The sequence below is a fragment of the Leifsonia sp. L25 genome, assembly GCF_050632895.1.
In genome coordinates, this window is sequence record NZ_JBODRZ010000004.1 from 293,933 (window position 1) to 319,749 (window position 25,817).

The 25,817-nt window shown below is 71.5% G+C and carries 31 protein-coding genes and 5 pseudogenes; 3 read left to right on the forward strand and 33 right to left on the reverse strand.

Annotation, left to right across the window (positions count from 1 at the left end; all coding sequences use genetic code 11):
- Window positions 1-290: 290 nt before the first annotated feature.
- The 9 genes and pseudogenes from ACRAWC_RS22180 to ACRAWC_RS22220 form a co-directional block, all read right to left on the reverse strand.
- Complete coding sequence (locus tag ACRAWC_RS22180; RefSeq protein WP_431350010.1) at window positions 291-548, reverse strand: hypothetical protein; 258 nt, start codon at window positions 546-548, stop codon at window positions 291-293.
- Between the two features lie 209 nt (window positions 549-757).
- Window positions 758-823: pseudogene (locus tag ACRAWC_RS22185) on the reverse strand (hypothetical protein); the annotation flags it as partial.
- Entirely contained in the window at window positions 808-1,389 is a 582-nt protein-coding gene (locus tag ACRAWC_RS22190; protein ID WP_431349667.1) for a carbohydrate ABC transporter permease, read from the reverse strand. The gene ACRAWC_RS22190 and the pseudogene ACRAWC_RS22185, both read right to left, overlap by 16 nt.
- Window positions 1,383-2,948, reverse strand: a complete 1,566-nt coding sequence (locus ACRAWC_RS22195) for an extracellular solute-binding protein (protein WP_431349668.1) — start codon at window positions 2,946-2,948, stop codon at window positions 1,383-1,385. Before ACRAWC_RS22195 ends, ACRAWC_RS22190 begins: the two co-directional genes overlap by 7 nt.
- A 151-nt stretch (window positions 2,949-3,099) precedes the next feature.
- Window positions 3,100-3,498: pseudogene (locus tag ACRAWC_RS22200) on the reverse strand (ABC transporter substrate-binding protein); the annotation flags it as partial.
- Window positions 3,499-4,155: 657 nt separating this feature from the next.
- A complete protein-coding gene (locus ACRAWC_RS22205) occupies window positions 4,156-5,256 on the reverse strand; it encodes a LacI family DNA-binding transcriptional regulator (protein ID WP_431245984.1) in 1,101 nt (366 codons plus the stop codon).
- Between the two features lie 33 nt (window positions 5,257-5,289).
- A complete protein-coding gene (locus ACRAWC_RS22210; protein WP_431349669.1) occupies window positions 5,290-6,210 on the reverse strand; it encodes a PfkB family carbohydrate kinase in 921 nt (306 codons plus the stop codon).
- 7 nt (window positions 6,211-6,217) lie between these two features.
- Window positions 6,218-6,571 (reverse strand): hypothetical protein, encoded by a 354-nt coding sequence (locus ACRAWC_RS22215; RefSeq protein WP_431349670.1) that lies wholly within the window; start codon window positions 6,569-6,571, stop codon window positions 6,218-6,220.
- A gap of 21 nt (window positions 6,572-6,592) precedes the next feature.
- On the reverse strand, window positions 6,593-7,234 hold the full coding sequence (locus tag ACRAWC_RS22220; RefSeq protein ID WP_431349671.1) for an SIS domain-containing protein: 642 nt from the start codon (window positions 7,232-7,234) through the stop codon (window positions 6,593-6,595).
- 136 nt (window positions 7,235-7,370) lie between these two features.
- Here ACRAWC_RS22220 and ACRAWC_RS22225 point away from each other — a divergent pair, with 136 nt between their 5' ends.
- Window positions 7,371-8,267 (forward strand): SDR family oxidoreductase, encoded by an 897-nt coding sequence (locus ACRAWC_RS22225; protein ID WP_431245987.1) that lies wholly within the window; start codon window positions 7,371-7,373, stop codon window positions 8,265-8,267.
- Window positions 8,268-8,334: 67 nt separating this feature from the next.
- Here ACRAWC_RS22225 and ACRAWC_RS22230 read toward each other — a convergent pair whose 3' ends face one another.
- From ACRAWC_RS22230 to ACRAWC_RS22345, 24 genes and pseudogenes are all read right to left on the reverse strand, one after another.
- The gene (locus tag ACRAWC_RS22230) at window positions 8,335-9,102 is read right to left on the reverse strand and encodes a molybdopterin-binding protein (protein WP_431349672.1); all 768 of its coding nucleotides are present in this window, start codon (window positions 9,100-9,102) and stop codon (window positions 8,335-8,337) included.
- Window positions 9,096-9,608 carry a hypothetical protein gene (locus ACRAWC_RS22235; RefSeq protein ID WP_431349673.1) on the reverse strand — a complete coding sequence of 171 codons (513 nt, stop codon included), beginning with the start codon at window positions 9,606-9,608 and terminating at the stop codon, window positions 9,096-9,098. The genes ACRAWC_RS22230 and ACRAWC_RS22235 overlap by 7 nt, the downstream gene beginning before the upstream one ends.
- Window positions 9,544-9,732, reverse strand: coding sequence for a DUF6457 domain-containing protein (locus ACRAWC_RS22240; RefSeq protein WP_431349976.1), 189 nt, complete (start codon window positions 9,730-9,732; stop codon window positions 9,544-9,546). The genes ACRAWC_RS22235 and ACRAWC_RS22240 overlap by 65 nt, the downstream gene beginning before the upstream one ends.
- Before the next feature lie 35 nt (window positions 9,733-9,767).
- A complete protein-coding gene (gene mobA, locus ACRAWC_RS22245; protein WP_431245989.1) occupies window positions 9,768-10,370 on the reverse strand; it encodes a molybdenum cofactor guanylyltransferase in 603 nt (200 codons plus the stop codon).
- A gap of 46 nt (window positions 10,371-10,416) precedes the next feature.
- Complete coding sequence (locus tag ACRAWC_RS22250) at window positions 10,417-10,827, reverse strand: hypothetical protein (RefSeq protein ID WP_431349674.1); 411 nt, start codon at window positions 10,825-10,827, stop codon at window positions 10,417-10,419.
- Window positions 10,824-11,582: a molybdopterin oxidoreductase family protein gene (locus tag ACRAWC_RS22255; RefSeq protein ID WP_431349675.1), complete on the reverse strand. Its 759-nt coding sequence runs from the start codon at window positions 11,580-11,582 to the stop codon at window positions 10,824-10,826. The genes ACRAWC_RS22250 and ACRAWC_RS22255 overlap by 4 nt, the downstream gene beginning before the upstream one ends.
- 5 nt (window positions 11,583-11,587) lie before the next feature.
- Window positions 11,588-12,106 (reverse strand): molybdopterin-dependent oxidoreductase, encoded by a 519-nt coding sequence (locus ACRAWC_RS22260; protein ID WP_431349977.1) that lies wholly within the window; start codon window positions 12,104-12,106, stop codon window positions 11,588-11,590.
- Window positions 12,027-13,049 carry a molybdopterin-dependent oxidoreductase gene (locus ACRAWC_RS22265; protein ID WP_431349676.1) on the reverse strand — a complete coding sequence of 341 codons (1,023 nt, stop codon included), beginning with the start codon at window positions 13,047-13,049 and terminating at the stop codon, window positions 12,027-12,029. The genes ACRAWC_RS22260 and ACRAWC_RS22265 overlap by 80 nt, the downstream gene beginning before the upstream one ends.
- A 241-nt stretch (window positions 13,050-13,290) precedes the next feature.
- On the reverse strand, window positions 13,291-13,797 hold the full coding sequence (locus ACRAWC_RS22270) for a DUF6328 family protein (RefSeq protein ID WP_431245992.1): 507 nt from the start codon (window positions 13,795-13,797) through the stop codon (window positions 13,291-13,293).
- Window positions 13,794-14,270, reverse strand: coding sequence for a CinA family protein (locus ACRAWC_RS22275; protein WP_431219390.1), 477 nt, complete (start codon window positions 14,268-14,270; stop codon window positions 13,794-13,796). The genes ACRAWC_RS22270 and ACRAWC_RS22275 overlap by 4 nt, the downstream gene beginning before the upstream one ends.
- A 143-nt stretch (window positions 14,271-14,413) precedes the next feature.
- Window positions 14,414-14,620 carry a CDGSH iron-sulfur domain-containing protein gene (locus ACRAWC_RS22280; RefSeq protein WP_431245993.1) on the reverse strand — a complete coding sequence of 69 codons (207 nt, stop codon included), beginning with the start codon at window positions 14,618-14,620 and terminating at the stop codon, window positions 14,414-14,416.
- A complete protein-coding gene (locus ACRAWC_RS22285; protein ID WP_431245994.1) occupies window positions 14,617-15,654 on the reverse strand; it encodes an iron-containing redox enzyme family protein in 1,038 nt (345 codons plus the stop codon). Before ACRAWC_RS22285 ends, ACRAWC_RS22280 begins: the two co-directional genes overlap by 4 nt.
- Window positions 15,651-15,929, reverse strand: coding sequence for a hypothetical protein (locus ACRAWC_RS22290; RefSeq protein ID WP_431349677.1), 279 nt, complete (start codon window positions 15,927-15,929; stop codon window positions 15,651-15,653). The genes ACRAWC_RS22285 and ACRAWC_RS22290 overlap by 4 nt, the downstream gene beginning before the upstream one ends.
- A gap of 346 nt (window positions 15,930-16,275) precedes the next feature.
- Window positions 16,276-16,683 carry a glycosyltransferase gene (locus ACRAWC_RS22295; protein WP_431349678.1) on the reverse strand — a complete coding sequence of 136 codons (408 nt, stop codon included), beginning with the start codon at window positions 16,681-16,683 and terminating at the stop codon, window positions 16,276-16,278.
- Entirely contained in the window at window positions 16,680-16,811 is a 132-nt protein-coding gene (locus ACRAWC_RS22300) for a hypothetical protein (RefSeq protein ID WP_431349679.1), read from the reverse strand. The genes ACRAWC_RS22295 and ACRAWC_RS22300 overlap by 4 nt, the downstream gene beginning before the upstream one ends.
- Complete coding sequence (locus ACRAWC_RS22305) at window positions 16,805-17,923, reverse strand: cytochrome P450 (protein ID WP_431349680.1); 1,119 nt, start codon at window positions 17,921-17,923, stop codon at window positions 16,805-16,807. Before ACRAWC_RS22305 ends, ACRAWC_RS22300 begins: the two co-directional genes overlap by 7 nt.
- Before the next feature lie 31 nt (window positions 17,924-17,954).
- Window positions 17,955-18,452 carry a DUF4383 domain-containing protein gene (locus tag ACRAWC_RS22310; RefSeq protein WP_431245997.1) on the reverse strand — a complete coding sequence of 166 codons (498 nt, stop codon included), beginning with the start codon at window positions 18,450-18,452 and terminating at the stop codon, window positions 17,955-17,957.
- A gap of 68 nt (window positions 18,453-18,520) precedes the next feature.
- On the reverse strand, window positions 18,521-18,868 hold the full coding sequence (locus ACRAWC_RS22315; protein ID WP_431245998.1) for a PRC-barrel domain-containing protein: 348 nt from the start codon (window positions 18,866-18,868) through the stop codon (window positions 18,521-18,523).
- On the reverse strand, window positions 18,855-19,259 hold the full coding sequence (locus ACRAWC_RS22320; protein ID WP_431245999.1) for a hypothetical protein: 405 nt from the start codon (window positions 19,257-19,259) through the stop codon (window positions 18,855-18,857). Before ACRAWC_RS22320 ends, ACRAWC_RS22315 begins: the two co-directional genes overlap by 14 nt.
- A pseudogene (locus ACRAWC_RS22325) lies at window positions 19,256-20,487 on the reverse strand (NRAMP family divalent metal transporter). Before ACRAWC_RS22325 ends, ACRAWC_RS22320 begins: the two are co-directional and overlap by 4 nt.
- The gene (locus ACRAWC_RS22330) at window positions 20,484-20,945 is read right to left on the reverse strand and encodes a hypothetical protein (RefSeq protein WP_431246001.1); all 462 of its coding nucleotides are present in this window, start codon (window positions 20,943-20,945) and stop codon (window positions 20,484-20,486) included. The pseudogene ACRAWC_RS22325 and the gene ACRAWC_RS22330 overlap by 4 nt, the downstream one beginning before the upstream one ends.
- 65 nt (window positions 20,946-21,010) lie before the next feature.
- Window positions 21,011-21,244: a hypothetical protein gene (locus tag ACRAWC_RS22335; protein WP_431246002.1), complete on the reverse strand. Its 234-nt coding sequence runs from the start codon at window positions 21,242-21,244 to the stop codon at window positions 21,011-21,013.
- Window positions 21,245-21,488: 244 nt separating this feature from the next.
- Window positions 21,489-23,675, reverse strand: coding sequence for a PAS domain-containing hybrid sensor histidine kinase/response regulator (locus tag ACRAWC_RS22340; RefSeq protein ID WP_431349681.1), 2,187 nt, complete (start codon window positions 23,673-23,675; stop codon window positions 21,489-21,491).
- Between the two features lie 40 nt (window positions 23,676-23,715).
- Window positions 23,716-24,426 (reverse strand): annotated as a pseudogene (locus ACRAWC_RS22345) (PAS domain-containing protein); the annotation flags it as partial.
- 65 nt (window positions 24,427-24,491) lie between these two features.
- Between ACRAWC_RS22345 and ACRAWC_RS22350 the strand changes: the two are divergent.
- Window positions 24,492-24,809 (forward strand): annotated as a pseudogene (locus ACRAWC_RS22350) (response regulator); the annotation flags it as partial.
- Window positions 24,810-24,906: 97 nt separating this feature from the next.
- Complete coding sequence (locus ACRAWC_RS22355) at window positions 24,907-25,557, forward strand: LuxR C-terminal-related transcriptional regulator (RefSeq protein WP_431219403.1); 651 nt, start codon at window positions 24,907-24,909, stop codon at window positions 25,555-25,557.
- Window positions 25,558-25,817: the final 260 nt, after the last annotated feature.

Sequence of the window (25,817 nt, forward strand, 5' to 3'; positions counted from 1 at the left end):
CCACCGTGCCGCCGAGGGTCACCGCCGCGGCCAGCACGAGCGGCGCCTGCGTCGAGACGGCGCCGCTGAGCAGGGTCGCGGCGACCGGTCCGGTGATCCAGATCCAGCTCCTGCGCCGACGTGTCCAGCGCGAACGGCGCCGGGACGGTCCCGCCGCGGCACCAGCCGCGGGTGCAGCGCCCGCACCACCGGCATCAGCGGTGGGACGGACGCGCCGATCCTGACGCCAGGGCTACCATGAGCGGCGGAACCGGCGGGCCGAACGCGAGCAGCAGCATCCCCGGTCGCGTTCAGCAGCGCCGCCGCCAGAGACCGGCCGGCCGGATGCCCAGCACACCGACCGACCGGCTCACCAGCGGCATCGCGACCGCCTCCCCGGCGCTCACGCAGGCGACCACGAGCCCGGCCAGCGCATACGACCCGCTCGCGTGCCGCACGTGCAGCAGCACGGCCAGCGACAGCATCCCGAGCGGGAAACGCGCCACCAGCTGCGAGACGGTGACCCGCAGGACGCCGGGGACGCGCACGAGCTCCAGGTACGTCCGCACCCCGTTACTTGCCCACGCCGCCGGCGAGACCGCGCACGAAGTACCGCTGGCACAGGAAGAACAGGATCACCATCGGGAGCGCGGCCATCACCATGCCGGCGAAGACGACCGGATACTGTTCCGTTCTTCGACATCATGTCGGCGAGGCCCACGGGCAGCGTCTGCACGCCCGTCCCGCTCGTGAAGATCATGGCGAACAGGTACTCGTTCCAGTTCTGGAGCACGTTCAGCACGATGGTCGTCGCCACGATCGGGAGGCTCATCGGCAGGATGATCCGCCAGAACGTCGCGGCACGGGAGGCTCCGTCGATCGACGCCGCCTCGATCCACCTCGCGCGGGGAGATCGAGCATGTACGCGCGCATCAGGAACACGGTGAACGGGATGCGGAACGCCGTGTACAGGATGAGCAGGCCGAAGAAGGTGTCGTACAGTCCCCACGCCTGGAACAGCTTCACCAGCGGGATGAGCGCGACGGTCGGCGCCAGCATGAGGCCGGCGAGCACGACGACGGTGAAGGTGCGGTTCAGCGGGATGTTCACCCGGGTCAGACCGTACGCCGCCCAGGCGCTGATCAGCTCGGTGATGAGGGTCGCCAGCACGGTCAGCGAGACGCTCGTGAACACGAAGTCGCCGACGCCCTGGTTCCACGCCTTGCCGAAGTTCTGCCACAGCCACTGGCTCGGCAGCGCGAACGGGTTGCCGAACAGCTCGGCGTTGGTCTTCAGAGCGTTGGTCACCATCCACAGCAGGGGATAGAGCACCAGCACCGCGAGCGCGACGAGCAGCGCCCACATGAGGGCGACGCGGACGCCGCGGCCGAGACGGGCGAGGGCTACCATTCGACTCTCCTCTTGCGCGAGTAGCCGAGCTGCGCCGCGGCGAGCAGCAGCGTGATGACGAAGATGGCGACGCCGATCGCTGCCGCCGAGCCGAAGTCGTTGGTGACGAAGCCGGCGTGGTACAGCCACGTGCCGAGCACCTGGCTGGAGTTGTTCGGTCCGCCGCTGGTCATCACCATGACCTCGTTGAAGACCTGGAAGGCGCCGGAGATCGTCACGATCATCATCAGGCCGGTCATCTCGCGCACAAGCGGAAGCGACACCTGGAAGAAGCGGCGGATCGGGCCGACGCCGTCGAGGTTCGCCGCCTCGTACAGCTCCTGCGGGATGCGCTGGAGCGCCACCGAGAACAGGAGGACGCTGTAGCCGAAGCCCTGCCACTGGCTCATCGCGATGATGGCGAAGATCGCCGTGCTCTCGTGACCCAGCCACGCCTGCGAGAACTGACCGAGGCCGAGGTCGTCGAGGAAGACGTTCAGCAGGCCGGTCTGCGGCTGGTAGATGAAGTAGAACAGGAGGCCCGCGACGGTCAGCGAGATCGCCGACGGGATGAAGTAGATGGCGCGGAACGCCTTGCGCCAGCGGTCGCTGCGCACGCTCTCCACGATCGCGGCGAGCACGAGGGCGCCGAACACCTGGAACACGATCGACAGGGCGGCGTACCAGGTGTTGTTGCCGAGGGCCCGCCAGAAGATCGGGTCCTGAGCGAGTTCGGCGTAGTTGTCGACGCCGACGAAGGTCTGCTCGCCGCTGTAGATGTTCCACTTCAGGAAGCTGAAGACGAGGTTCTGGATGAGCGGCCAGTAGACGAAGACGGCGAGCACCGCCAGTGCGGGGACGAGCCACACCAGCCCGCGCCAGCGCTCGGGGCCGCGCTTGGCGGCCTTCGGCGCGACGTCGCCCGGGGCCGGGGCCGTCCGGCCGCGGTCGAGCCGCGGCCGGACGGGCGCCTGGGGTGCCCGGGTGGTGGTCATTTCGCCTTCTCGGACGCCTGTCGCACGGCCTTCAGAGCGGCCTCGGGGGTAAGGCTTCCCGGAGACGAGACCCTCGGAGACGGAGACCCACGCGTCGCCGACATCCGGCACGTTCGCCATGTCGAGCCACACGACGGTCGACTTCGCGTCGTTCACCAGCTTGGTTCCCTCGGCGACGGCCGGGCTGGACGTCTGGTCGGTCACCACATCCTTCACCGCGCTGGGCTGGCCGTAGGGCGGGGACGAGAGGGTGGTGGCGTTCTTCTTGTCGGTCACGAACTTCATGAAGTCGAGCGCCAGCGCGGCGTTCTTGCTCTTCTTGTTGATCATGTAGCCCTCGGGAGCCGCCTCGAGCGTCGACGTGTCGCCCTTCGCGTCCGCCGCGGCAGGCAGCGGGAAGATGCCGAAGCCGTCCTTGGAGAGCTGGCTGTCCTTCGTGTTGACGGAGTCGAACTCGATGAGCTCCTGGTAGTACATCGCCGCCTTGCCGGTCGCCTGCTGCTGCTGGGCGGTGGTGTAGGTGACGCCGTTGGAGTTGCCCGCGTCGCCGGTGCACGAGGTGACCAGGTCCTGGAACTCCTTCATGCCCTGCACGTAGCCCTCGTCGGTGTACTTTCGCCGTCTTCGGCAGGAGGTCGGCCTGCAGCGTCTTCTGCGGGACGTCGTAGGCGAACAGCTGGCCGAGGTAGTGCAGGCCGGGCCAGCCGTCCTTGTTGCCGAACGCGATCGGGACGATGCCGGCCGCCTTGATGGTCTTGCAGTCGGAGATCAGGTCCTCGAGCGTCTTGGGCACGCTGAGCCCGAGATCGGCGAAGACCTTCTTGTTGTAGCCCATGAACTTGCCGTCGACGTACTGCGGGATGCCGTAGTACTTGCCGTCGTACTTGAAGGCGTTGAGCGATCCCTCTCCGAAGGTGTCGCCCCAGGTGGTGCCGGGCGCGATGACCGAGCTCAGGTCGACCGCCAGGCCGTTCGCGGCGAAGTTCTCGCCCCAGTTGCCCGCGTAGCTGAAGTAGATGTCGGGGAGCGACTGCGACCCGATCAGGACCTTCTCCTTGTCCTTGATCGCGTTGTCGTCCGTCTCCTGGGAGAGCGTGATCTTCACGCCGGAGTGGAGCTTCTTGTAGTCCTTCACCAGATCCTCGAAGTACGAGCCGAGCGGATCGCCCGCCGCCGCGGTGAGGATGCTGATGCTGCCGGAGTAGTCCGGCTTCGCCGTGATGTCGGCACTCGGCGCCGCCGCCCGAGGAGCAGGCGGTGAGCGCGAGCGCCATGACGCCCGCTGCCGCTGCCGTGATGGTCCTGGTCTTCTTCACGCTCATCTCCCCGTCGTGCGGGTCGTGCGGTCGGGTTCGTCCGCTGACCCGTCTTTGGATCGTGGGCCGCTCAGTGCGACCGATTGCGATGACTATACGGGATTTTGGTACCGGTATCAACACTGACCAATCGGGCGCGCGCGTCGAGTGGTGAGTGGATGCGGGAATCGGCGTCGAGTGGCGTGCAGATGTCATCAATCGGCGGGCTGCCTCACCCAAGGCAGCCCGCGGCCCTGACAGCGGCCCCTCCGCCACCCGGCTCCGCGTCGAGCGGTGAATGCATGCGCGAATCCGCGTCGAGCGGTGAGTGGATGCGCGAATCCGCGTCGAGTGGCGTGCAGATGTCACCACTCGGCGGGCGCGCGGCCTCCGGTCGGTATCGAGTGGTGAGTGGATGCGCGAATCGGCGGCGAGTGGCGTGCAGATGTCACCACTCGGGAGAGCGCGACGACGGGCGGCCGCGCGACGGGCGCCGGCTACGCGCGGGCGGGTGGGGCGGCCACGGAGTCTCGCTCGATGAAGTCGGCCTCGAGGACGTGGGTAGCCACCGGCGCCTCGCTGCCGGCGACGCGGGCGAGCAGGCACTCGGCGGTCAGTTCGCCGAGCTGGTGCATCGGTTGCGCGACGACCGACATCGGCGGCGTCATGACGCTCGCCCACGAGCTGTCGTCGAATCCGATGAGGGACACGTCGTCCGGGCAGCGGAGACCGCGCTGGCGCATCGCGCGCAGGGAGCCGGTCAGCGCATCTGTCTCGGTCGCGAAGATCGCCGTCGGCGGATCGGAGAGCGACAGCATCCCGAGCACCGCCCGCGTCGCCTGCGACTCGTTCTTCAGCACGTGCGTCACGAGCGACGTGTCGAACGGGATGCCGGCCAGCTCCAGCGCCTCCAGGTACCCGAGCAGGCGTTCGCCGTCGGACCACAGGGCGTGGTCGAGGATGCGGCGCAGGTCGTCCGCATCCGCCGCCGGCTCGTTCGTCACCGGGCCCCAGACGAAGCCGATGCGCCGGTGGCCCCTCTCGATGAGCGACAGGACGGCCTGCCGCGAGGCTTCGCGGTTGTTGATGACGACCGCGTCCGCATCCACCGTGTCCACCAGGCGGTCGAGCAGCACCAGCGGGATCTCGCGCTTGGCGACGATCTCGAGGTGCGGCAGCGACGCGGAGCGGCCGGCCGCCGGTGCCAGCGCGATGCCGTCCACCTGCTTGTCGACGAGCACGTCGATCGCCGCCGCCTCGAGCTGCAGGTTCTCGTCCGTGCTCAGCACCAGGACGTCGTAGTCGGCCTTGCGCGCCGCGTCGCTGATGCCGCGCAGAACCCCCGCGAAGAACGGGTTGCCCACGTCGGCCAGCACCACGCCGAGCGTGCGCGTCTCGCCTGTGGTCATGCTCCGGGCGATCGTGTTCGGCCGGTAGCCGAGCTCCTTCGCGACGGCGAGGATGCGGTCCCGCGTCTTCGGGCTGACCGAGCCGTAGCCGCCGAGGGTGCGGGCGACGGTCGCACGGCCGACGCCGGCGGCCGCCGCCACCTCCGAGATCGTCGGCGAGGGAGTGCGGTGGTCACGCTCCGTGGACATCGCCACCCTTCCTCATCCGGGGCGGCCTGCCCCTTAGCCGGCGTCGCCCGCCGCCACCGGCGGCAGCGAGCCGACCCGCACCGCCCCGTCGACCGCTCGCCCGTGACCGAACGCGCCCTCGACCGTGCACCGCCGCGCGGCGAACTGCGCCGCGCGCCGCATCGAACGGTGCAGCGCTGCGCCCGCGGCCCGCGCATTCCTGCGCCAGCCGGACCGCAGCAATTCAACCACGAACGCGCTCACGTAGGCGTCGCCGCAGCCCATCGTGTCGACGAACGGACCCGGCACCGGCGCCGCATCCGAGTAATAGTAGGCGTCGCCGTCGAACAGCACGGCTCCGCCCTCCCCCAGTGTCCCCAGCACCAGCGACGGCCCGTGCGACGCGATCCGCCGCAACTCCGCCCAGGTGTCCGTGCGCGACAGATCGCCCAGCGAGACGAGCGCGAGGTCGACCCACGGGCCCACCGCATCCAGGTACTCCGCCGTGCGGTACTCCGGCTCGGACGAGAAGTCGTACGAACGCAGCGTCCTCGTCGCCGCCAGCTTCGGCAGCTCCGGGATGATGCCCGAATACGCACTCGAGTGGATGATCGAGAAGCCGGATGCGTAGCGCACGTCCTCCTCGCTCAGCCTCACCGGGTCGCTCAGCGTCACGCCGCCCTGGTTCCAGCCCAGGAAGCGCCGCTCGCCGTCGACCGTCTCGATCTCCGTGACCCTGCTCGGGCCCGGGCGCACCGAGGACCGCGAGGTGTCGACCCCGCAGTCCTCGATGGCCCCACGCACGAAGCGCCCCTGCTCATCGTCGCCGAAGACCTCCAGATACGCGGCCTCGGCGCCGAGCTGCCGGGCGAACACCGCGACGTTCACGGCGCTCCCTCCCGGATACTCGACTCCGCGATCGACGAACCGGTCGACGATGTTGTCCCCGAGATCGAGGACGCGCACCGTGCTCATCGGTGCCTCAGTACGCCACGACGCGGTAGTAGCGGCGCAGGTCGAGCGAGTGGTCGCGCACCTGGGCGAGGTGCTTGCTGAACCGGTCGACGACCGCATCCACCACGATCGGAGCCAGCAGGCCGCGGAACTCGTCGCTGACACCCGGGAGCGCGTAGTCCTTGGTGTCGATGACGGTGACGTCGTCGCTGTACTCCTTCGAGAAGGAGATGACGCGGTCGGTGAGCGGCCGGGTCTCGTCCTCACCGGCGAACACGATGATGCTGGTGTCCTTCTCGATCAGCTCGAGCGAGCCGTGGAAGAACTCGGCGGCGTGCACGCGGGTCGTGGTGAGCCACTGCATCTCCTCGAGGATGCACATCGAGTAGAGGTAGGTGAAGCCCTACAGCTGGCCGGAGCCGGTCAGGAAGTGGTAATCGGTCTCGGCGTGCTTCTCGGCGAAGGCCTTACCGATGGGGTCGGCCTGCTCGGTGACGGCGATGAGGGCCTCGGGCAGCGCCTCGAGGTCTGCGATGAGGCGGTCGTAGCCGTCGAACTCGCCGCGCAGCGACAGGAACTTGGCTGCGAAGGTGAGGAACTGCACGTCGAACGGCCACGCCTTGGGCGCCGACAGCAGCACCTCGTCGACGGCGGATGCGATCGGGCTCTCCGGGTAGCCGGTGAAGCCGACGGTCAGCGCGCCCTTCTCGCGGGCGAACTCGACGCACTCGAGGATGTCCTCGGTCGTGCCGGACACGGAGGCGAAGATCGCGACCGAGTCGGGGCCGAACTGCGGGTCCGGGGCGAGGATGAACTCCTTGCCGATGACGGCGCGCACGGGGAACGCGGAGTGCGTCTGGAAGAAGCGCTCGTACGGCAGCGCCGCGGCGTAGGTGCCGCCCGCGCCGATGAAGTAGATGTTCTTCCAGCGGCCGGCGCTGACGCGCTCGGCGAGTTCCTCGGTCTGCGGCCGGAGCGCGATCGGTGCTCCGCACCTGCTCCAGGTATTCCTCTTCGTTGAAGCCCAGCATGTGTCTCCCTCCACCGATCCACTTTTTGGTACCGGTATCAATCCGTCTCAATGCTGACGACATGGCGGGGCGCGACGCAACCGGCTACCCCTGAAGCCGCATGGATGCCAGCCTCGGGACGCGCGCCCGCGTGCGTGCTTGCGTGGGGGCATGCCAGAGAACCAGTTCACCTTCGACAATCCCGTCGACCGCTATCCGACCATCCACCCGGACGAGAAGCAGGTGCCCGAGCCCGGGCTCGAGAGCGACCTGAACCCGTCCGCCGACCTCGGCGAGGAGAGCTACGTCGGCTCCGGCCGCCTGACCGGCCGCAAGGCCATCGTCACGGGCGGCGACTCCGGGATCGGCGCCGCAACCGCGATCGCCTTCGCGCGCGAGGGCGCCGACGTCGCGATCGTCTACCTGCCGGAAGAGGAGGAGGACGCCCAGCGCATCGCCGGGCTCATCCGCGAGGCCGGCCGCACCGCGGTCACCATCCCGGGCGACCTCAAGGAGCGCGCCTTCAGCGACGAGGTCGTCTCGCGTGCGGTCGAGGAGCTCGGCGGCATCGACATCCTCGTCAACAACGCGGGCAAGCAGATCGCCACCGAGAGCCTGACCGAAGTCAACGACGAGCAGTTCGACCACACGATGAAGACGAACATCTACGCGATGTTCTGGCTGACGCGGGCGGCGCTTCCCCACCTTCCGGCCGGGTCGACGATCATCAACACCACGTCCATCCAGGCGTATTCGCCGAGCGAGACCCTTGTGGAGTACGCGACGACGAAGGCGGCCATCAACGCCTTCACCAAGGCGCTCGCGCAGCAGTTGGCGCCGAAGGGAATCCGCGTGAACGCGGTGGCACCGGGCCCGATCTGGACGCCGCTGCAGGTCAGCAAGGGTCAGCTGCCGGAGGCGATCCCCGAGTTCGGCCAGCAGACCCCGCTGGGACGCGCCGGGCAGCCGGCCGAGCTCGCCCCCGCGTACGTGTTCCTCGCGTCGCCGGAGTCGAGCTACGTGCTGGGCGAGACGCTCGCGGTGACGGGCGGCATGCCGACGCCGTAGGCGACCGGGAAGCGACGAGCAGCGGGAGGCCGGGACGCGATGAGCGCGCCGGCCTCCCGATCGTACGTCAGGAGGCCCAGGGGAGACGGAGCAGCTCGGTGCGCTCGGCCCGGGTCAGGGCGAGGTGCGTCGCCGTCGCGATGCCGCGCAGCATCCCGGAACGCTGGTGCGGCACTGCGACCGGGACCCCGCCCTGGACGGTGCAGGCGACCGCGCGCTCCCGTCCGTCGGAAGCGCGCGTCCCGGCCGGTCCGACCGGACACAGGATCGGCTCGGACCCGTCGGAAGCGCGCGTCCCGGCCGGTCCGACCGGACACAGGATCGGCTCGGCCGCCGGCCGCCCGAGACGGCCGCGCAGCAGCGGCCACCCGACGAGCAGCAGCGTCACCACGGCGGCGAGCGGGTTGCCGGGCAGTGACAGCACGTGCCGGCCGTCGGGCAGCGCGGCGAGCAGCATCGAGCCGCCGGGGCGAACGTCCATGCCGTCGATCAGGATGTCGGCCCCGAGCACGGCGAGCGCGGCGCGCAACGGGTCGGCGGGCCCGTGGGCTGTTCCGCCGGAGGTGATGATCGTCTCCGTCCGGGCACGGAGGATCGCGGCCGCGACGTCATCCGGGCGGTCGAGCGCGCGGACGGCGGTGGCGCACCGGCCGCCGAGAGCGGCGAGCAGCGACGGCATCGCGGGCGTCAGGCTGTCGGTGACCCGTCCGGGATCGGGCTCGGCACCGGCCAGCTCGTCGCCGATGGCGACGAACGTGACGAGGGGCGGCGCGGAGACGTCCACCTCGGTGACACCGGCGGCCGCGAGGAGCCCGAGCGCGGGTGGCGTCAGCACGGACCCGGCCGCCAGGAGCAGGTCGCCGGGGCGGCCTCCTCGCCGGCACGGCGGATGTCGCAGCCGGGGTCCGGGGTCGCCAGCGCGTCGATCAGCACGGCGTCGCCATCCACCTCGGGGATCGCGTCCTCCGACCGCACGACCGTGAGCGTCCCCGGCGGCACCGGCGCCCCGGTCGCGACGGGTCGCGCCTCGCCCGGAGCGAGCGGCAGCGTCGGCGGTGCGCTCTCGGCCAGCACCGGCTCGCCGACACGCCACGGGCCGTCGCCCGCGACCGCCCAGCCGTCCATGGCCGAGCTGTCGAAGCGCGGGAGGCGCGCGCGCAGCGCACGTCCGACGCCAGCGTGAGACCCGCGGCGCGCCCCACCGGCACGGTGAGCACGCGCGTCGGGGCGGCGCGGCCGAGCTGTTCGGCGATCCGCTGGGCGTCCCGGCGCGACGTCATGAGCCGCGCTTCTCGATCGCCGCCACGAGCGCGGCGACGGCCTCAGACAGCGGCTGACCACGTCCCACGGCGATGCCCGCGATGAACGTCGTGAGCGGGGCGGCGGGACGCGCGATGCCGTGGGCGGCGTCGCGTGCCAGGTCGAGCACCGCGGCGACGTCGCCGGGCTCCAGCCGCGTGCCCACCAACGGCCGCCGCCTCGGCGGCCCAGTCGTCGAGTTCAGACGGTTCCATGCGCAGGCTCCTTCGAGTGGATGCGGCCGGCGGCGTCCGCGTCGGCCGGAGTGTCGATGTCGGCGCAGGCGGAGACCGGCGCGGGGTGACGGCTGTGCAGCATCCCGAGCATGTCACGCGCGGGCCGCCCGGCAAGAGCCCCGGCGCCGCGGAGCTCTGCCGCCCGCGCCTGCAACGCCGGGATCGGGCCGCGCGCCAGCAGCCACTGCGGGATGCCGTCCTGGTCGGTCAGCACGCCCTCGTCGACGGAGAGCAGCGCCGCGAGAGCCGCTTCGGGGTCCGCGAGGTCGGCGGGCAGGATGAGCGCGTCGCCGGATCCGCTGAGCGAATCCATCGCCGACGCGATCGCCGCGCACGGGCCGCCCCACCGCGGGTTCTCCGACACGGCGACATCCACCCCTGCGGGTACCTCTCCCGCCGTCACCAGCACCACCGGCCCGCAGCCGACCGCCGCATCCAGCGTGCGTTCGAGCAGGGTACGGCCGCCGAGGCGGTGCTGCAGCTTGTCCGACCCGAACCGGGTCGACCGGCCGCCCGCGACCACGACCACCGCATCCACCCGGCTCACCGGACCGCCCCCGGCGCTCACTTCGCGGCGATCAGGGCTTGCGGCGCGGCCTGCTTCATCCGCGTCATCAGCCAGCTGAGCTGCACGGAGGTCTCCTCTCGCAGCCGCCGACGACCTCGAGCAGCTCCGAGTCCTGCAGCGCCTGGCCCGCCTGCTTCACCATCGTCCACGTCACGTCCGTGAGGCTCGCGAGCAGGTAGAGGTCCTGCAGGTCGCGGAGCAGCCCGAGCGGTCCCGAGCGCGGCTCCTCGATCGCGTCGGCGTGCAGGCGCTCCGGCTCGTCGCCGCCCGGTGCGGTGCCGTAGCGGTCGATCACCGGCTGCAGCCGCTGCCGGTGCTCGGCGCACTGCTTCGCCAGGCTGATGCAGAGGAAGTGCACGTCGGGCTCGTCGCCGTGCGCCTCGGCGACCTGCAGGAAGGAGCGCCCGAGGGTCGCCTCCGACTCGCTCAGCAGCGCCAGGTAGACGGGCAGCTTCACGACGCACCTCCCGGCAGCGGGCTGACCTTGACGGCGGCCGACTTGAACACGGGCTGCTTCGAGACCGGGTCCCACTCGGTGATGGTCAGCTCGTTCGCGGCGGTGGGACGGTGCTCCGCGGCGCCGGGAGGCGCATCCCAGTACCCGTAATGGAACGGGGCGAAGACGGTCCCGGGCCGGATGGCGCTCACCCGCACCGGCGCGACCAGCCGACCGCGGCGCGAGACCACCTCGACGAGTGCGCCCTCCTCGATGCCGCGCTCCGCCGCGTCCTCCGCCGCTAGCTCGACCCACACCTCGGGCGCGGCCGTGACCAGCTCGGGGCTGCGTCCCGTCTTCGTGCGGGTGTGGAAGTGGTACACGCTGCGCCCCGTGGTGAACCGCAGCGGGTAGTGCTCGTCCGGCGGCTCGTGCGGGCCGGTGAACGGCGCCGACTTGAGCATCGCGCGCCCGTCCGGCCGCAGGGCCTTGTACGACTCCTCGCCGACGCTGCCGCCGGTGAGCAGGTCGTGACCGTAGCTCTCGCAGTAGTCCGCGTGCGACGGGAACTCGAAGTCGCTGTAGAGCCGAAGCGGGCTCTCGGTCTCCCCCTCCCTGCGCGGCCAGCGGATGCCGGACTCGCGGCGCAGGTCGTCGTACGAGATCCCGGTGTAGTCGCACGGACGGCCCCGCGACGCGTCCTGCCAGGCGCGGTACGCGTCCTCCGGCCCCTCCCACTCGAGCAGCGGGCGTCCGTCGTCGCGGCGGAAGTCCATCCGTTTCACGTAGTCGAGGAAGATGTCGAGGTCGGCGCGAGCCTCCCGGGCGGCTCCACCGCCTTCTCGGAGAGGTGGACGGTGCGGGTCGCGTTCGTGAACGTCCCCGTCTTCTCGCCCCAGCCCGCCGCCGGCAGCACGACGTCGGCGAGCTCAGCGGTCTCGGTCAGGTAGAGGTCCTGAACCACCAGGAACAGGTCCTCCTTCGCCAGCAGCTCCCGGATGCGCGGCAGCTGCGGCAGCGAGACCGCCGGGTTCGTCGCCGAGATCCAGAGGAACGAGATCGAGCCCTGCTCGGCGTAGCGGAACAGCTGCATCGCGTGGGTCGGCGGCGCCCAGTGCGGGATCTTGAGCGAGTCGACCCCCCACAGGTCGGCGAGCTGCTGCACGTGCTCCGGGTTCTCCCAGTTGCGGAAGCCGGGGAGGTCGCCGTCGGCGCCGCACTCACGGTTGTTCTGCGCGGTCGGCTGCCCGTTCATCTGCAGGATGCCGCCGCCCGGCTTGCCGATCATCCCCCGCAGCAGGTGGAGGTTGTTGACCTGGCACGAGGACGCGGTCTGCCTGCGGCGCCTGATAGAACCCCTGCAGCACGGTCGAGAGCACGCGGGGCGACTCGGCGAAGATGCGGGCGGCGCGGCGGATGTCCTCCGCGTCGACGCCGCAGACCTCGGCGGCGTGCTCGGGCGTCCACTGCTCGACCTGGCCCTTCAGCTCGTCGAGGCCGAGCGTGTGAGCATTCACGAACTCCTCGTCGATCCAGCCGTTCTCGATCAGCTCGCGCTCGAGGCAGAGCAGCAGCGCCAGGTTCGTGCCGGGCCGGACCGCCAGGTGCACCTCGGCCTTCTCGGCGGTGGGGGTGCGTCGCGGGTCGATGACGACCAGTCGGGGCGGATTCGGCCCGGCGAGGCGGTCGAGCACGCGTGACCAGGTGACGGTCTGCGTCGCGGCGAGGTTGTGGCCCCACAGGAACATGGCGTCGCACTCGTCGATGTCCTCGTAGCAGCCGGGCTGCCCGTCGGCGCCGAACGTCTCCTTGAGCGCGGTGGCGGCGGTCGCGGTGCAGAGGCGGGTGTTCCCGTCCATGTGCGGGGTGCCGACTCCGGCCTTCCCCAGTACGGCGAGCGCGTAGTACTCCTCGATGAAGAGCTGACCGGACGTGTAGAAGCCGTGGCTGAGCGGGCCGACCTCCTCCAGCAGCTGCGTGCTGCGCTGGACGATCGCCTCCATCGCCTCGTCCCACGTCGCCTGCACCAGCTCGCCGTCGCGGCGGACGAGTGGATGCGTCAGCCGGTCGCGCCCGCGCATCCCCTCCCAGCTGGCGTAGAGCCCTTCGGGCCGAGCCGCCCGTGGTTGATGTGGTCTGTCGGCGCGGCCTCGGATACCCACCATGCGACCGTCTTTGACGGCGATGTCGCAGCCGCAGCCGTTGCTGCACAGCACGCAGGCGCTGCGCACCCACGTGTCCACGTCGGCCTCGGTCAGTCCGGCCTCCAGGGCCTGGTCGACGCGCTCGGGCCACTGCCCGCCGCGTGGGTAAGGGGTGCGCGCACCCCAGACGTCCTCGATGCGCGAGGGATCCCCGCGGACGGCACCGTACGCTGATCCATAGTGCGAGGATGCGCCGCCCGAACGCTCCGCTCAACCCCTTGCGTCAGCGCAAGGAGAGGTGTGGCGGGCGGGTGTGCGCGAAGCGAACGGGCGCCGGCGCTCAGTGGCGGGCGCCCTGGCGGCGGAGGCGGCCGCGCAGTGCGAGGGGCAGCGCCACCCAGATGACGAGCACCACGACGAAGACGATCCCGGCCGCGATCAGGCCCGCGGGGTGGCCGAGCAGGAAGTCGACGATGAAGAGCACGATGCCGGTGAAGAGCAGGGATGCGGCCGCCAGGCAGATGATCAGCAGCACGTTGGCGAGGCCCACCAGCTCGGCCTTCGCCCGCTGCCGGAACAGGAGGCGGTGCAGGGCGACCGGCGCAAGCGCCAGGAGCGTCACCGAGACGGCGAGGAAGACCAGCACCAGGTAGATGCCGACGTCGAACGGCGGCAGCTTCGTGAAGCGCTGCTGGAACGGCAGCGTCAACAGGAAGGCCGCCAGGATCTGCGTCCCGGTCTGGAAGACGCGGAACTCCTGCAGCAGCTCGTTCCAGTTGCGGTCGGCGCGCTGCGTCGCGGTCTCGTCGCGGCCGTCGCCCGGGGCGGCGTCGGCGCCCTCGGTCATCTCCGCGCCTCCTCCAGGTCGCGCGCGAGCGCCGCGAGCGCCGCATCCACCGTCGCGTGGACGACCTCCTCGGGGTCGCCGTCGAGGTGCAGCTCCTCGATCATCAGGGCGTCGGGGCGGCCGTGCGCGAGGAACACCGTGCCCGCTTCACGCCCCTCCTCGGGGTCGGGGCCGCCGGCTCCGGTCACCGCGGCGACCATCCCCGCGCCCAGCAGCCGCCCCACCCCGGACGCCATCTGCTCGGCGCAGGAGGGGGTGATCACCGGGCCGGGCGTCACCCCGAGCACCTCGAACTTGACGTGCTCGGAGTACGCGACCACCCCGCCGGCGAACCAGTCGGCCGCCTGGGGCGAGGCGCCGAGCGCCGACGCGATGGCGCCGCTCGTGAGCGACTCGGCCACCGCGACGGTCACGCCGGCGGAGGAGGCGAGGTCGGCGATGCGCTCGCCGAGGTCCGTGGCTTCGTCCGTCATCCGCGACCCTCAGCCGTTGTCGCTGTCGCCCTCGTCGCCTTCGGCTTGCGACGGCTTGTCGACGATCTGCTGCTCCGCCTCGGTGTTCTCGTCGTGGCGGTCGCCTTCGGTGTTCCGGGGGTCTGACATGGCGCTCCTCTTCTCTAGACGTCGGTGCGGAAATGCGCCGACTTGTGGCTGCCGTCGCAGAACGGCTTGATGGTCGAGATGCCGCAGCGGCAGAGCGCAACAGTGCGGCGGTGCTGCTCGATCGGCGTCCCGTCCGGGGTCGTCAACTGGATGTGCCCGCGCACCAGCAGCGGACCGTCGGGGCAGGCGACGATGACCGGCTCCTCCTCGTGCGCGCTCATGCGGCCACCGCCACCGGCCGGCGCAGCGAACTGCGTCCGGCCTCGAAGCTCTCGAGCATGTGCTGTCCGGCGAGACCGTCGACGTAGAGGCAGGCGGCCGCGCCGAACACGATGTCGGGCAGGAGTTCGGGATGCTGCTCCGCGAGCCCGCCCGCGAGGTCGCGGCCGGCGATCTGCTCGTGCACCGCATCCGCCTCGACGTGCTCGTCGTAGTACCAGGTGACGTCGTCGCCGTGGCCGAGGCGGCGGAAGCCGTTGCCGTAGAACCGGTTCGGGATGGACGAGGTCATCTCGAATGCCGCCAGGTGCCCGGTGATGGCCCCGCGCAGGCTGCGGTTGAGGCCGAACATGGACATCATCGTGAACGACGCGAGCGTGATCGCCGGCACGTTGTCGATGTAGGCGCCGTAACTGTCGTCGAGCCCCAGGTTGCGCATCGTGCGCCCGAAGATCTCGGCGTGGATGCGCTCGGGCCGGCCCGCGCCGTACTCGTCGGACTGCACCTCGACCAGTGCCGCCTTCGGGCGGCCGGTGAGGCGCGGGATGGCCCACGAGTGCGGGTCCGCCTCCTTGCGCGTGTAGATGGAGCGGTGGATGACGAACTCGGCCGCCTGCTCCTCGGTCGCCTTCTTGGCGAGGTACCGCGAGAGGCTCGGGCCGCCGTCCTCGGCGGTGAGGTCGAACAGGTAGGCGGCGACGGCGTCCGCGGTGGGCTCGGGCAGCTCTCCCACCTCGACGCGCTCGCGCAGTCGGCTCTCGAACGCGCGCTCGATGTCGCGGCGGGTACGCAGGAGCTCGGGGTTCCACTCCCATTCGTCGTCGGCGTCGACTGTGTCGCCGTAGTGGAGCCCGTACAGCAGGAACAGCGTCAGCTGGAGGTCCTCGTCGGTGAGGAGGTCGGGCTGCGCGTCGAGTGCGCGGGCGGCGTTGCCGGAGAATCGTCGGATCTGCTCGGAGGCCGCGGCCGGTTCGGCCTGCAGCGCCTCCAGCAGCGCCTCGCTCACCGGCCCCCGCGGGGTGATGCGTGGTGTCATATCCCGAGCGAACCTGCGGTTCGGCGGTCGGTCAAGTGGTTGCCAGGGCCGCCGTTGCGTGCCTGGTCCTGTTCTACGGGGCGCAGTCGGCGGCGCAGTTCGCGCAGCGGGGTGGCGGCGCGGAGCAGCCGGCCGTCCGAGTAGCGGACGCCCCCGCGCATCCGTTCCACGACCGCGAGCCAGACGCACACGGACCGCTCGGCGAGCCAGGCGGGCGCCCACAGCGGCGCCGTCGCGGGGAAGAGGCGGTGGCCTCCCGCGCGGCGCCGGCCCACCTCGGCGAGCGCGCCACGACCGCGGCCGCTCCCGCGAGGATGCGACCCGGCGCCGCAGCGACGCCAGCACGAGCGGCAGCACCGCCAGCTCGGCGAGCAGCCGCGCGGGCTGGGCGAAGTCGTCGTAGGCCTGACGCACCCGCTGGCGCAGGAAATGGCCGAGGGTGGAGGGCGCCGGGGCGACGCCGATGCGGTCGGCCGCCACGACCCGGCCACCGACGGCCAGCACGGTGCGGATGAGCTCCAGGTTCTCGAACAGCACGTCGCCGTCGTACCCGCCTCGCGTCGACGAGCACCCGGCGGCGGACCGCCAGCGTGCCGGGGTAGTCGTGGCCCAGGGCGCGGTTCAGGAGGCTGCGCCCGGTGTCCCAGCGTGCGTGCCAGGGGCGGGGACGAAGACGTTCTGCGGGCGGACCAGGTCGGCCGAGTCGAGCATCCCGACCACCGCCCGGAGCGCGCCCTCGTCGTAGCGCACGTCATCGTCCGCGATCACCACGCGCTCGTGGCGTGCGGCGTGGATGCCGCTCATCACGCCCGCGACCTTGCCGTTGCGGCCGGGCCGCGGCTCCACCGGCAGGTGGCGGACGCCCGCAGGCAACGCCCGGGCGTGGGCGGAGAACAGGTCGGGCGGGGAGCCGTCCACCACCGTCACGTCGACGAGCTCGCGCAGCCCGGTCAGGTACTCGACCAGCTCGGCCAGGCCCGCGTCGTCCGCCCAGCGCAGCGGCAGGACGTACTCGGCGTCCACCGTCATGCGGCGGCTCGCTGGACGGCACGCAGCCCGGTCACCACGAAGCCGCTCTCGGGCCGCGCCGGGAAGGTGCGCAGGCTCACCCGGAGGTCCTGCTCCGGCACGTCGTACGCCAGTTCGCGCGTCAGCATCCGGATGCCCTCGTCAAGCAGGCCGAGGGTGACCGGCTTCCCGGGCAGCGGTGGCCGTCGTGGTAACCGCCGCCTCCCTGCGGGATGAGGGTGTTCTGCTCGACCACGAGCCCGTCGAAGCGCTGCGGCAGGAACCGGTTCGGCTGATCCCAGAGCGCCGGATCGTGCGACGTGCCGTACAGGTCGAGCAGCACCCAGTCGCCGCGGCGCACCTTCTCGTCCCGCCACTCCAGGTCACGCGTGGCCCGACCGCCGATGAGCGGGAAGAACGGGTAGAAGCGCCGCACCTCCTGGGCGAACCAGCGCACACCGATCTCGTCCCCGCCGGCGAGATCGTCGCGCCAGCCCGGGTGCCGGTGCAGCGCGAGCGCCGCGAAGGTGAGGTAGCGGCCGACGGCGACGGTCGGGCGCAAGAGGTTCAGAAGCTCGACCGCGGCGACATCCGGCGAGAGGAGGTGCTCCCGCGGAGCCGCGCCCGGTTCCGGCTCGACGCCCGGGATCGGCTCGGTGTATCCGGCCACGACGGTGAGCGGAGACCCTCCGGGCGCGGCGTGCATCTCGCGCTCGCGGCGCACGGCGTCGGCGAGCAGCTGTTCCGCCCGTGCCCGCCTGCGCCGGACCGCCCAGTTCTCCGGCCCGACGGTTCCCGCCGAGTCCACCATCTGGGCCAGCACCTGCGTCTCGCGCAGCTCCGCGGCGACGTCGTCCGGGAGGCCCGCCCAGCTCGAGACCGCCCGGGTCAGCACGTCGTGGAAGAAGTCGAGCAGGACGACGTCGCCGCCGGCCACCGCATCCACTCGGCGCCGGAACTCCCCGCGGAACCGCTCGACCAGGGCGTCCCCGGACGGGCCGGTCAGCAGCCCCAGGAAGAGCTCCTTGCGCCGCCGGTGCGCCTCGCCCTCGAGCGACTGGACGCTGCCCTCGTCCTGCAGCAGCTTCAGCACGGAGCGCGGCATGGCGCCCGCGCGCTCGAAGCGTCCGCCCTCGTAGAAGAACCGGGCCGCCTCCGCCCCGCGCAGCACCAGCACGCGCCGGCCCAGCAGCCGGGTGCGGAAGTGGTCGGCTCCGGAGGCGCGGAAGCCCCGCGTCCCGAACAGGTACCCGTCGCGCACGAACCTCAGCGTGCCGTCTCCCTGGCCATGCTCAGACCCGGGTGGCCGGCCGGTCTACCCCCGCGCCCCGCGGGCTGAGGAAGATGCCGAGCGCGATCATGGCCACCGCGAGGAACAGGTGCAGCCAGTTGTCGGCGGAGTTCACCGGCACGAAGTTCGCCGGATGGTCGCCGCTGAAGAACAGGCCGTACAGCCAGATGACGGCGTACACCAGCCCGCCGATGACGAGGAAGTTGCGCGACCCCAGCCGGGTGGCCGCGAACGCGACTCCCGCCACCCCGTAGAGGAGGTGCACCAGGTTGTGGAGGACGGAGACCTGGAACACCCCGAGCAGCAGCGCGCCCGAATCGTGTCCCGCGAATGACAGGTCCCCGTAGTTCGTGGTCAGCCCCGGGATGAACCCGGCCAGGCCGACCACCAGGAACACGATGCCGGCGATCAGCGACGCCTTCTGGACGGCGGTGCCGGCGTAGCGGCGGTCGTCCCGGTCGGCGAACCGGTGGTCGGACGGATCAGCAGCGGTGGACATGGCGACTCCCTTCGGTCACTCAGCACGGAACCAGCGCCGGGGATGCGTCGGCAGCCCTTGACATCTCCTCAGGCCCCGGTCTCGGACAGCCGTGGCGAGTACAGGGTCGCCCCGCGGCGCAGGCGGAGCACGCCGTCGTCGCCGAACGAATCGAGGTCCTTCCACAGCACGAGGAACGATCCGCGGGCGCGCCAGCGCAGGAAGCGCGCGATCAGCGCCGGTGCGTCCACCCCCGTCCGCTCGTACCCCGCGAACGACTGGTGCGCGTGCGGGCTGACCACCAGGCCGTACAGGCGGGCGGCGGCGAGCAGGCCGTCGGGCGGTCCGTCGAGGACGAGCCGCGCATCCACCACCTGGCCGAGACGCTCGCCGTCCGCCGCGAGCACCGGGCTGCCGAGAAGGTCACTCAGGATCATGGCGTCCTCCCGGGATACGGCCGATGACGTGATCGCGCATCCACCGCTCGGTCCAGCTGGCGTCGAGCGAGTCCGCCGCGACACCCAGGGTCACCACGATCCCCGGGTCGGCGACGACCTTCCAGGGGATCCGGATGAAGCGCGAATCGGGCAGGCGCCCGCCGAAGATGCGGGTCGCCAGGATCGGCCCGGTGAGGAGCGCCTCGACGATCGGAGGCGTGTCCGGATCGAGGTGCGCCGGGTCGGCCGGCGTGGTCAGCTCCACGTCGTCGACCGTGCTGACCGGGACGCCCTTCGGGTCGAGGATCTGCCGGTCCAGCAGATCGAGGTCGGCGTCGAGGACGCGTCCGGCCACGGGCGGCGGCGCGGGGAGGTCGCGGTGGTCCGTCATGCTCCTGCTCCCGTCACGATCATGAGGGGATGGCGGCGATCGACGCCACCAGGATGATGCCGAGGAAGATCAGGCCGAAGAAGTTCGTGACCTTTCCGTTGACGCGGTCTCCCATGTACTTCGGGTCGTTCGCCACGATCAGGATGGGCAGGTAGGTGAGCGGGAGCGCGATCGCCGAGAACACGACCGAGAACTCCGTCACTTGAACCGGGTCCACCCCCGTGAACAGGATCCCGAGCGCGACCACCAGCGAGAGGATCATCACGACGTGGAACCTCGACGCCGAGGCCGGACGCCGGAACTTGCCCCACGGCCAGCCGAAGAACTGGGCAAGGGTGTACCCGCTCGACAGCGTGACCTCGAGCGAGGCGCCGAAGGTCGCGGCGACGAAGCCGAGGATGGCTACGATCAGGCCGATCTTGCCGAACGCTTGCGCGACCGGCAGAGCCGTCTCGAACAGCGACGTCACCGCGATGCCCTTCGGAAGCAGCACCACCGCCGCGCACGCCGCGATCGAGAGCGAGAGCAGAGCGCCGAGAGGGAAGCCCACGAGCACGTTGATGCGGGACTGGGCCAGGTCCTTCGGCTTCCACTTCTCCTCGATGGCCCCGGAGGAGAAGAAGAAGACCTCGTAGGGCGTCATCGCCGCGCCGAACAGCGCCACGGCGTAGTACCAATACGTCGCCGGCGACTCGCTCGTGTGCGGGGACGGCTGCAGCAGTGCCTGCGACCCGAGCGCCGACCAGTCGGGGTGGAGCGCGAACAGCGCGACCGCGAAGACGACGAGAGCGAGCCCGAGCAGGCCCGTGACGTTCTCGAGGATGCTGAACTTCACCCGCCAGATCACGATCCAGACCGCGATGGCCGCCACCGGGAACCACAGGGTGGGCTCGATGCTGGAGGCGAGCTGCAGCGCGAGGGCGATGCCGCCGATCTCTGCTGCCAGCGTCAGGAGGTTGATGAGGAACGACGCCGACAGGTTCGCCACGGCCATCCGCGCCCCCAGGCGCTCCCGGATGATCTCGAACGTCGCGCGGCCGCTCACCGCCGCCACGCGGCCGGACATCTGGGCGAAGATGCAGATGCCGATCGTTCCGAGCACGAGAACCCAGGTCAAGGTCAGGCCGAAGCGGGAGCCGACGACGCTGCTGGTGACGAGGTCCCCGATGTCGACGAAGCCGCCGATCGCCGTCAGGACGCCCAGGGCGACCGCGAAGATCGCTTTCACTGGCCCTCCAGCCGCTTCGACGTCGCGTCCAGCTTCTTCGCGAGGCGGTCGAGCTCCTGCCGCTGCCTCTCGAGCGCCTTCCCGGAGTCGTGGCCGGCGGCCGAGGCCTTCTGAGCGGATGCCACCGCATCCTGAGCCGCGCGGATGTCCGCGAGGACGCTGTCCCGCTGAGCGCCGATCCCTCCGATGGCCGTCATCGTGGCGACCGTCGACGCCTCCTGGGCGAGGTTGGTGGCGGAGTCGGTCAGCCCGGTGTCCATCACCGTCGGCAGCAGCCGGTCGTTCTCGTTGAGCCCGAGGACGAGGCCGGCGGACCGGGCGGTGGCGGAGGCGGAGCCCGCCGATTGGGACAGGCTGCTGCGAGCGTTGCTGTCGGCCGAGCATCCCGCGAGTCCGGCCGCGAGCGCTCCGCCGAGCAACAACGCCGCGGCGCGTTGAACGGGTGGTCGAGGGATCACGCCCAGGACTGTACGCGCCCTGTGAGAAAGGTGACAGTAGCGAGTGCGCAACTACCCCGGCGCGACTACCCCGCGGGCACCGACGGCTGCGGCTCGTCGCGGCGATAGCCCGCGGTCGCTTCCTCGTAGGTGGTGTGGCGCCGGGCCGGGTGCGAGTCGGCGGGCGGCGGCACCTCCGTCTTGCTGAGGGCGTGGAGCACCAGCTGCTCCACGAGCGTTGCCGCGGTGGTGTCGCGCGAGCGCGCGATCCTGACCAGGGCGGCGAATTCGCGCTCACCGAGTCGGATCGTGAGGGGCATCCCGGCCGGCGCACGCCCCGGCCCGTGAACGGATGCCGGCTCTGTCCGTTCCGCTCCGTGAGATTCCTTCATGTCTGGCAGTCTCGCATGAGGGCCGCCCGTTCGTCATTACACGTTTTGTTCGCGAAGCGCACATGCCCGAGGCAGCGCCGTTGCCGACGGATGACGGCGGCTTGGAAGATCGAACCGTCGCGCGCGCGGCGCCACCCCGTTCCCCCGGTCCACGGTTGCGCCGCCGCGACACCTAGTCGGCGGGATCCTGGTCTTCGGGTGGCCGGGATCCCGCCGCCCCCAGCCGCAGCCCCTCGCGCAGCCGCTCGACGATATCGGCCGTCGGCACCACGCCGTCGCCCAGCGACAGCGCCATCGAGGCGGAAGCGGCGGCCCCCACGATGTGATGGATGCGCGGCTCGCGCGCGTCCTCGCCCAGCGCCCGTTGCGACTCCTCCGCCGCTGCGGCCAGCCGGGTCGCCAGGTCTGCCCGCTCCTCCGGCGACGGAGCGCCGCTCAGCACGGCGACGGCATCGCGGAGCACAGGGACGAGCGCGCTGCGGAGGACCGCGTCGGCGTCGGTCACGTCAGCCCCTCCGGAGCGCCGAGCGCCCGGCCGGCGAGCGCCGCGTCCAGCGCCGCCAGCAGCTCCGCCGGGGTGAACGGTTTCGCCAGGAACTGCGCGCCGTCGCGTTCCACGGCGTGCCTCGTGCCCGGACCGGGCAGCATCCCGCTCATCGAGCACGACCGCCGTGTGCGGCTGCTCGGCGGCGAGCCGGCGCGCGATCGCGTCGCCCTGCACGCCGGGCATCATCACGTCGGTGAGCACCGCGTCGAATCGCCGGCCCTGCATGAGCAGCTCGAGCGCCTCGACGCCCTGCGCCACCTCGGTGACGAACCCGCGCTGGTCGAGCGTCTGCCGTACCAGCTCGCAGATCGCCTCCTCGTCGTCGACCACGAGCACGCGGCGACCGCGGCCCGGACCCGCGACGGGGACGTCCGCCGCCCGCGGCCAGGGCGGCGCGACGGCCAGCCCGGGCAGCTCGAACCCGATCGCCGTGCCCGCGCCGGGCGCCGAGTCGACCTCCAGCTCACCGCCGTGCGCCTTCACGATCGCGGCCGACGTCGGCAGCCCGAGGCCGGTGCCGGTCGCCTTGGTGGTGAAGAACGGCTCCAGGATGCGCGAGGCGGTCCTCGCATCCATCCCGCAGCCGGAGTCGCGCACCTCGAGCCGCACCCCGTGATCGCTCTCGGACGCCCGGATCGTCAGGACACCCCCGTCGGGCATCGCGTCGCGGGCGTTCGTGACGAGGTTGACCAGCACCTGGAACAGCTCCGTCTCATCGCCGGAGATCGCGGGCAGCCGATCCGGCGACTCCACGCGCACCTCGATCGACTTCGGCAGCGTCTCGCGGCAGAACCGGCCCAGCTCCCAGAGCAGGGCCACCACATCCACCGGCGCCCTCCGGCCCTCCGACCCGCGCGCGAACGACAGGACCTGCCGGATCATGGCCGCCCCGCGCTGGGCGGCGGCGTCGAGCGCGTCGAGCATGTCGCGGCGGCGGGGATCCTGCTCGTCCTGCCGCAGCAGCTGCACCGACATGAGGATGGGCGTCAGCACGTTGTTGAGGTCGTGGGCGATGCCGCCGGCGAGGGTGCCGAGGCTCTCCATCCGCTGGGTACGGATGCGCTGCTCCTGCTCGCGGCGGTACTCCGTGATGTCGGAGTTGACCGCGAACACGGTCACCTGCCCGTCCTCACCGCGAGACAGCTGCCACCGGCAGTCGGCGACGATGGGCGACCCGTCCGCCCGCCGCTGGCGCAGCTCGCCCACCCAGTAGCCGTCGCGCAGCAGGTTCGCGTCGGCGGCGTCGAACTCGACCGGGTCCTCGTACAGCAGGTCGCGGATCGAGCGACCCACCGCCTGCGCCGCGGGGATGCCGTAGATGGTCTCGGCGCCTCCGTTCCAGTAGCGGACGGTGCCGCGCAGGTCGCGCACGATGATCGCGTCACGGGCCGCGTCCAGCAGCGCCGCCTGTGCCTCGACGCGCCGGGTGTACTCTTCCAGCTTCTCGCGCGACCGCTGATCCTCGGTCACGTCGCGCACGATGATCGCGATGCCCTCCTCGGTGGGATGCGCGTCCACCTCGAACCAGCACCCCCAGTCGGGCACGAACGCGCGCGCCGTCCCCGCGAGGCCGCGGTCCATCGCCTCCCGGTAGATCCGCTCGAACGGCCCGCCCATCGTGGTCGGGAACATCTCCCACAGCGTGTGATCGCGCAGCCGGCCCTCGTCGATCCCGGCGAGCTGCAGCGCCCACGAGTTCGCGAAGGTGAAGCGCCACTCGCGGTCCACGAACCCGATCGCGTCGTGCACCTGGTCGAGCGAGCTGCGCAGCAGCTCGGGCCATGGCGCGCTGCTCCTCGCGGTGGCGGACAAGCGCGCTGACGTCGTGGAAGGCGCCGTGCACGCGCACGATCCGGCCGCTCTCGTCGCGTTGCGCCTCACCGGCCAGGTGGGCGTGCATCGGCTTGCCGGAAGCGTCGATGACGGTCGCGTGCAGGTCGAGCGGGTCGCCGTGCTGGATGGTGCGCTCGAAGGCGTCCCACACCGCCCGGCGATCCTCCGGCTGGAAGAGGGCGAGCGCCTCCTCGTCGACGGGCACGCGGCCGGGCTGCAGACCGACGAGGCGGAACAGGCCCTCGCTCCACTCGATGCGGTTCGTCTCCACGTCGACGAACCACCCCGCGAAGCCCGCGATGCGCGCGGCCATCCGCAGGAGCGCCTCGTTGCCCGCGGCCGCCGCGGCGGCGCGCTCCACGTCGCCGATGTCGCGCGCGATCGCGAGCACCGCCGCGACCGCGCCGTCGTCGCCCCGCAGCGGGATGATCGTGACGTCGAGCGGGCGCACCGCGCCCTCGGGCGTGACGACGCGGGTCACGTACCGCCGGTTCGCGCCGGCGACGGCCTCCCGGAACCGCGCCATGGTCGCCTCGACGGAGTCCGGATGCAGGAGACTGTCGAAGCGCATGCCCGCGAGCTGCTCGGCCGGGTAGCCGAGCAGCTCCACCAGTGCCGCGTTGATCTCGACGAACGTGCCCGTGACGTCGACGACGCACACCCCATCGGGATGCCCGTGGAAGAGGGCGTCGAGGCCGTTGAGCCGGAGGGCTTCGGACGGCGTGCTCATGGGCGCGGCACGATCGGGCGGGGCATGCAGGGATTGTAGGCGACCGGCGGCCTACACTGACCGGCATGGACACGGACAGGGCCGACCGGAGCCTCCTGGTCGTCGACGACGACCCGCTGATCCGGCTCACCTTCGAGGCTGCTCTCGCCGGTCACGGCTACCGCGTCACCACCGCAGGCGACCTGCAGGCCGCGGCGGAGGCCGCCTCGGCCGGGGCCGATCCGGACGCCGTGCTGCTCGACGCCACGGTTCCCGGGTGTTCGCTCAGCGAATCCCTCGACCTGCTCCGCCGCCGGCCGGACGGCACGCTCCGGCCGATACTGGTCATGAGCGGCTCCCTCACCCGACCCGCGGAGCTCGCCGGAACCGGGATCGGCTACCTGACCAAGCCCATCCCCTCACCGAGCTCCTGGACGCCGTCACGGAACTCCTGGCGTCCGTGGCCGGGACGGCGGCGGACGGAGCGGAAGCCGGAAGACGATGACCGACACCTCCGCGCGCACCCGCACCCTGAGGGCCGTGGTGGCCGACGACGACGTGTTCACCGCGTCCATGGTCGCCTCCGCCCTGCGCTCCACCGGCATCGAGGCCTCCCAGGCGACGACCGCCGCCGAGGCGTGGGGCATCATCCTGCAGGTGGAGCCCAACGCGGTCGTCACGGACCTGGACTTCGGGGCGGGCAGCGACTCCGGCGCCGAACTGCTGTGGCGGGTGCACCGCGAGCTGCCGTGGGTGGGACTCGTCGTGCTGACCTCGCACCTGTCCCCCGAGCTCGCCGTGGGCGACGACGCGCTGCCGCCGTCCGTCGTCTACCTCGTGAAGTCGCAGGTGAAGGATGTGGATGTGCTCGTCGCGGCCGTCGACGCCGCGATCGTCGGCGGCGACCACCGCACCGCGGAGCCCACCGGGGATGTGCGCACGGTCACCCGGGCGCAGGCGGAGGTGCTGCGCCTGGTCGCGTCGGGCGCCTCCACGCGGCGGATCGCCGCCCAGCGCGGCACCAGCGTGCGTGCGGTCGAGACCATGCTCGCCCGGCTCTACCAGGCGCTCGGGGTGGATGCGGACGAGCAGGCCAACCCGCGCGTCACGGCGGCGCGCATGTGGCAGCAGGGCCGCGTGCGCATCCGCTAGCCCTGGCCGAGCCGGCGCAGAAACCGCCGGAAGACGCCGGCCGGGCCGGGGAGACAGCCTCGACGCCCCGCTCCACCTCGGGATTGGCGGCGTACCCCGTGTAGCCGCAGGCCTCGCAGACGAGCAGGTCGGCGTGCACCGCGAGCCCCGCGCCGTAGTAGGGGTTGCGGACGAGCCGCGCCACCCCACGGCACTGCGGACAGCAGGCCTCACGCATAGCCGCCCCCTTCCGACACTCCATGATGCGCCCGGGGAGCCGC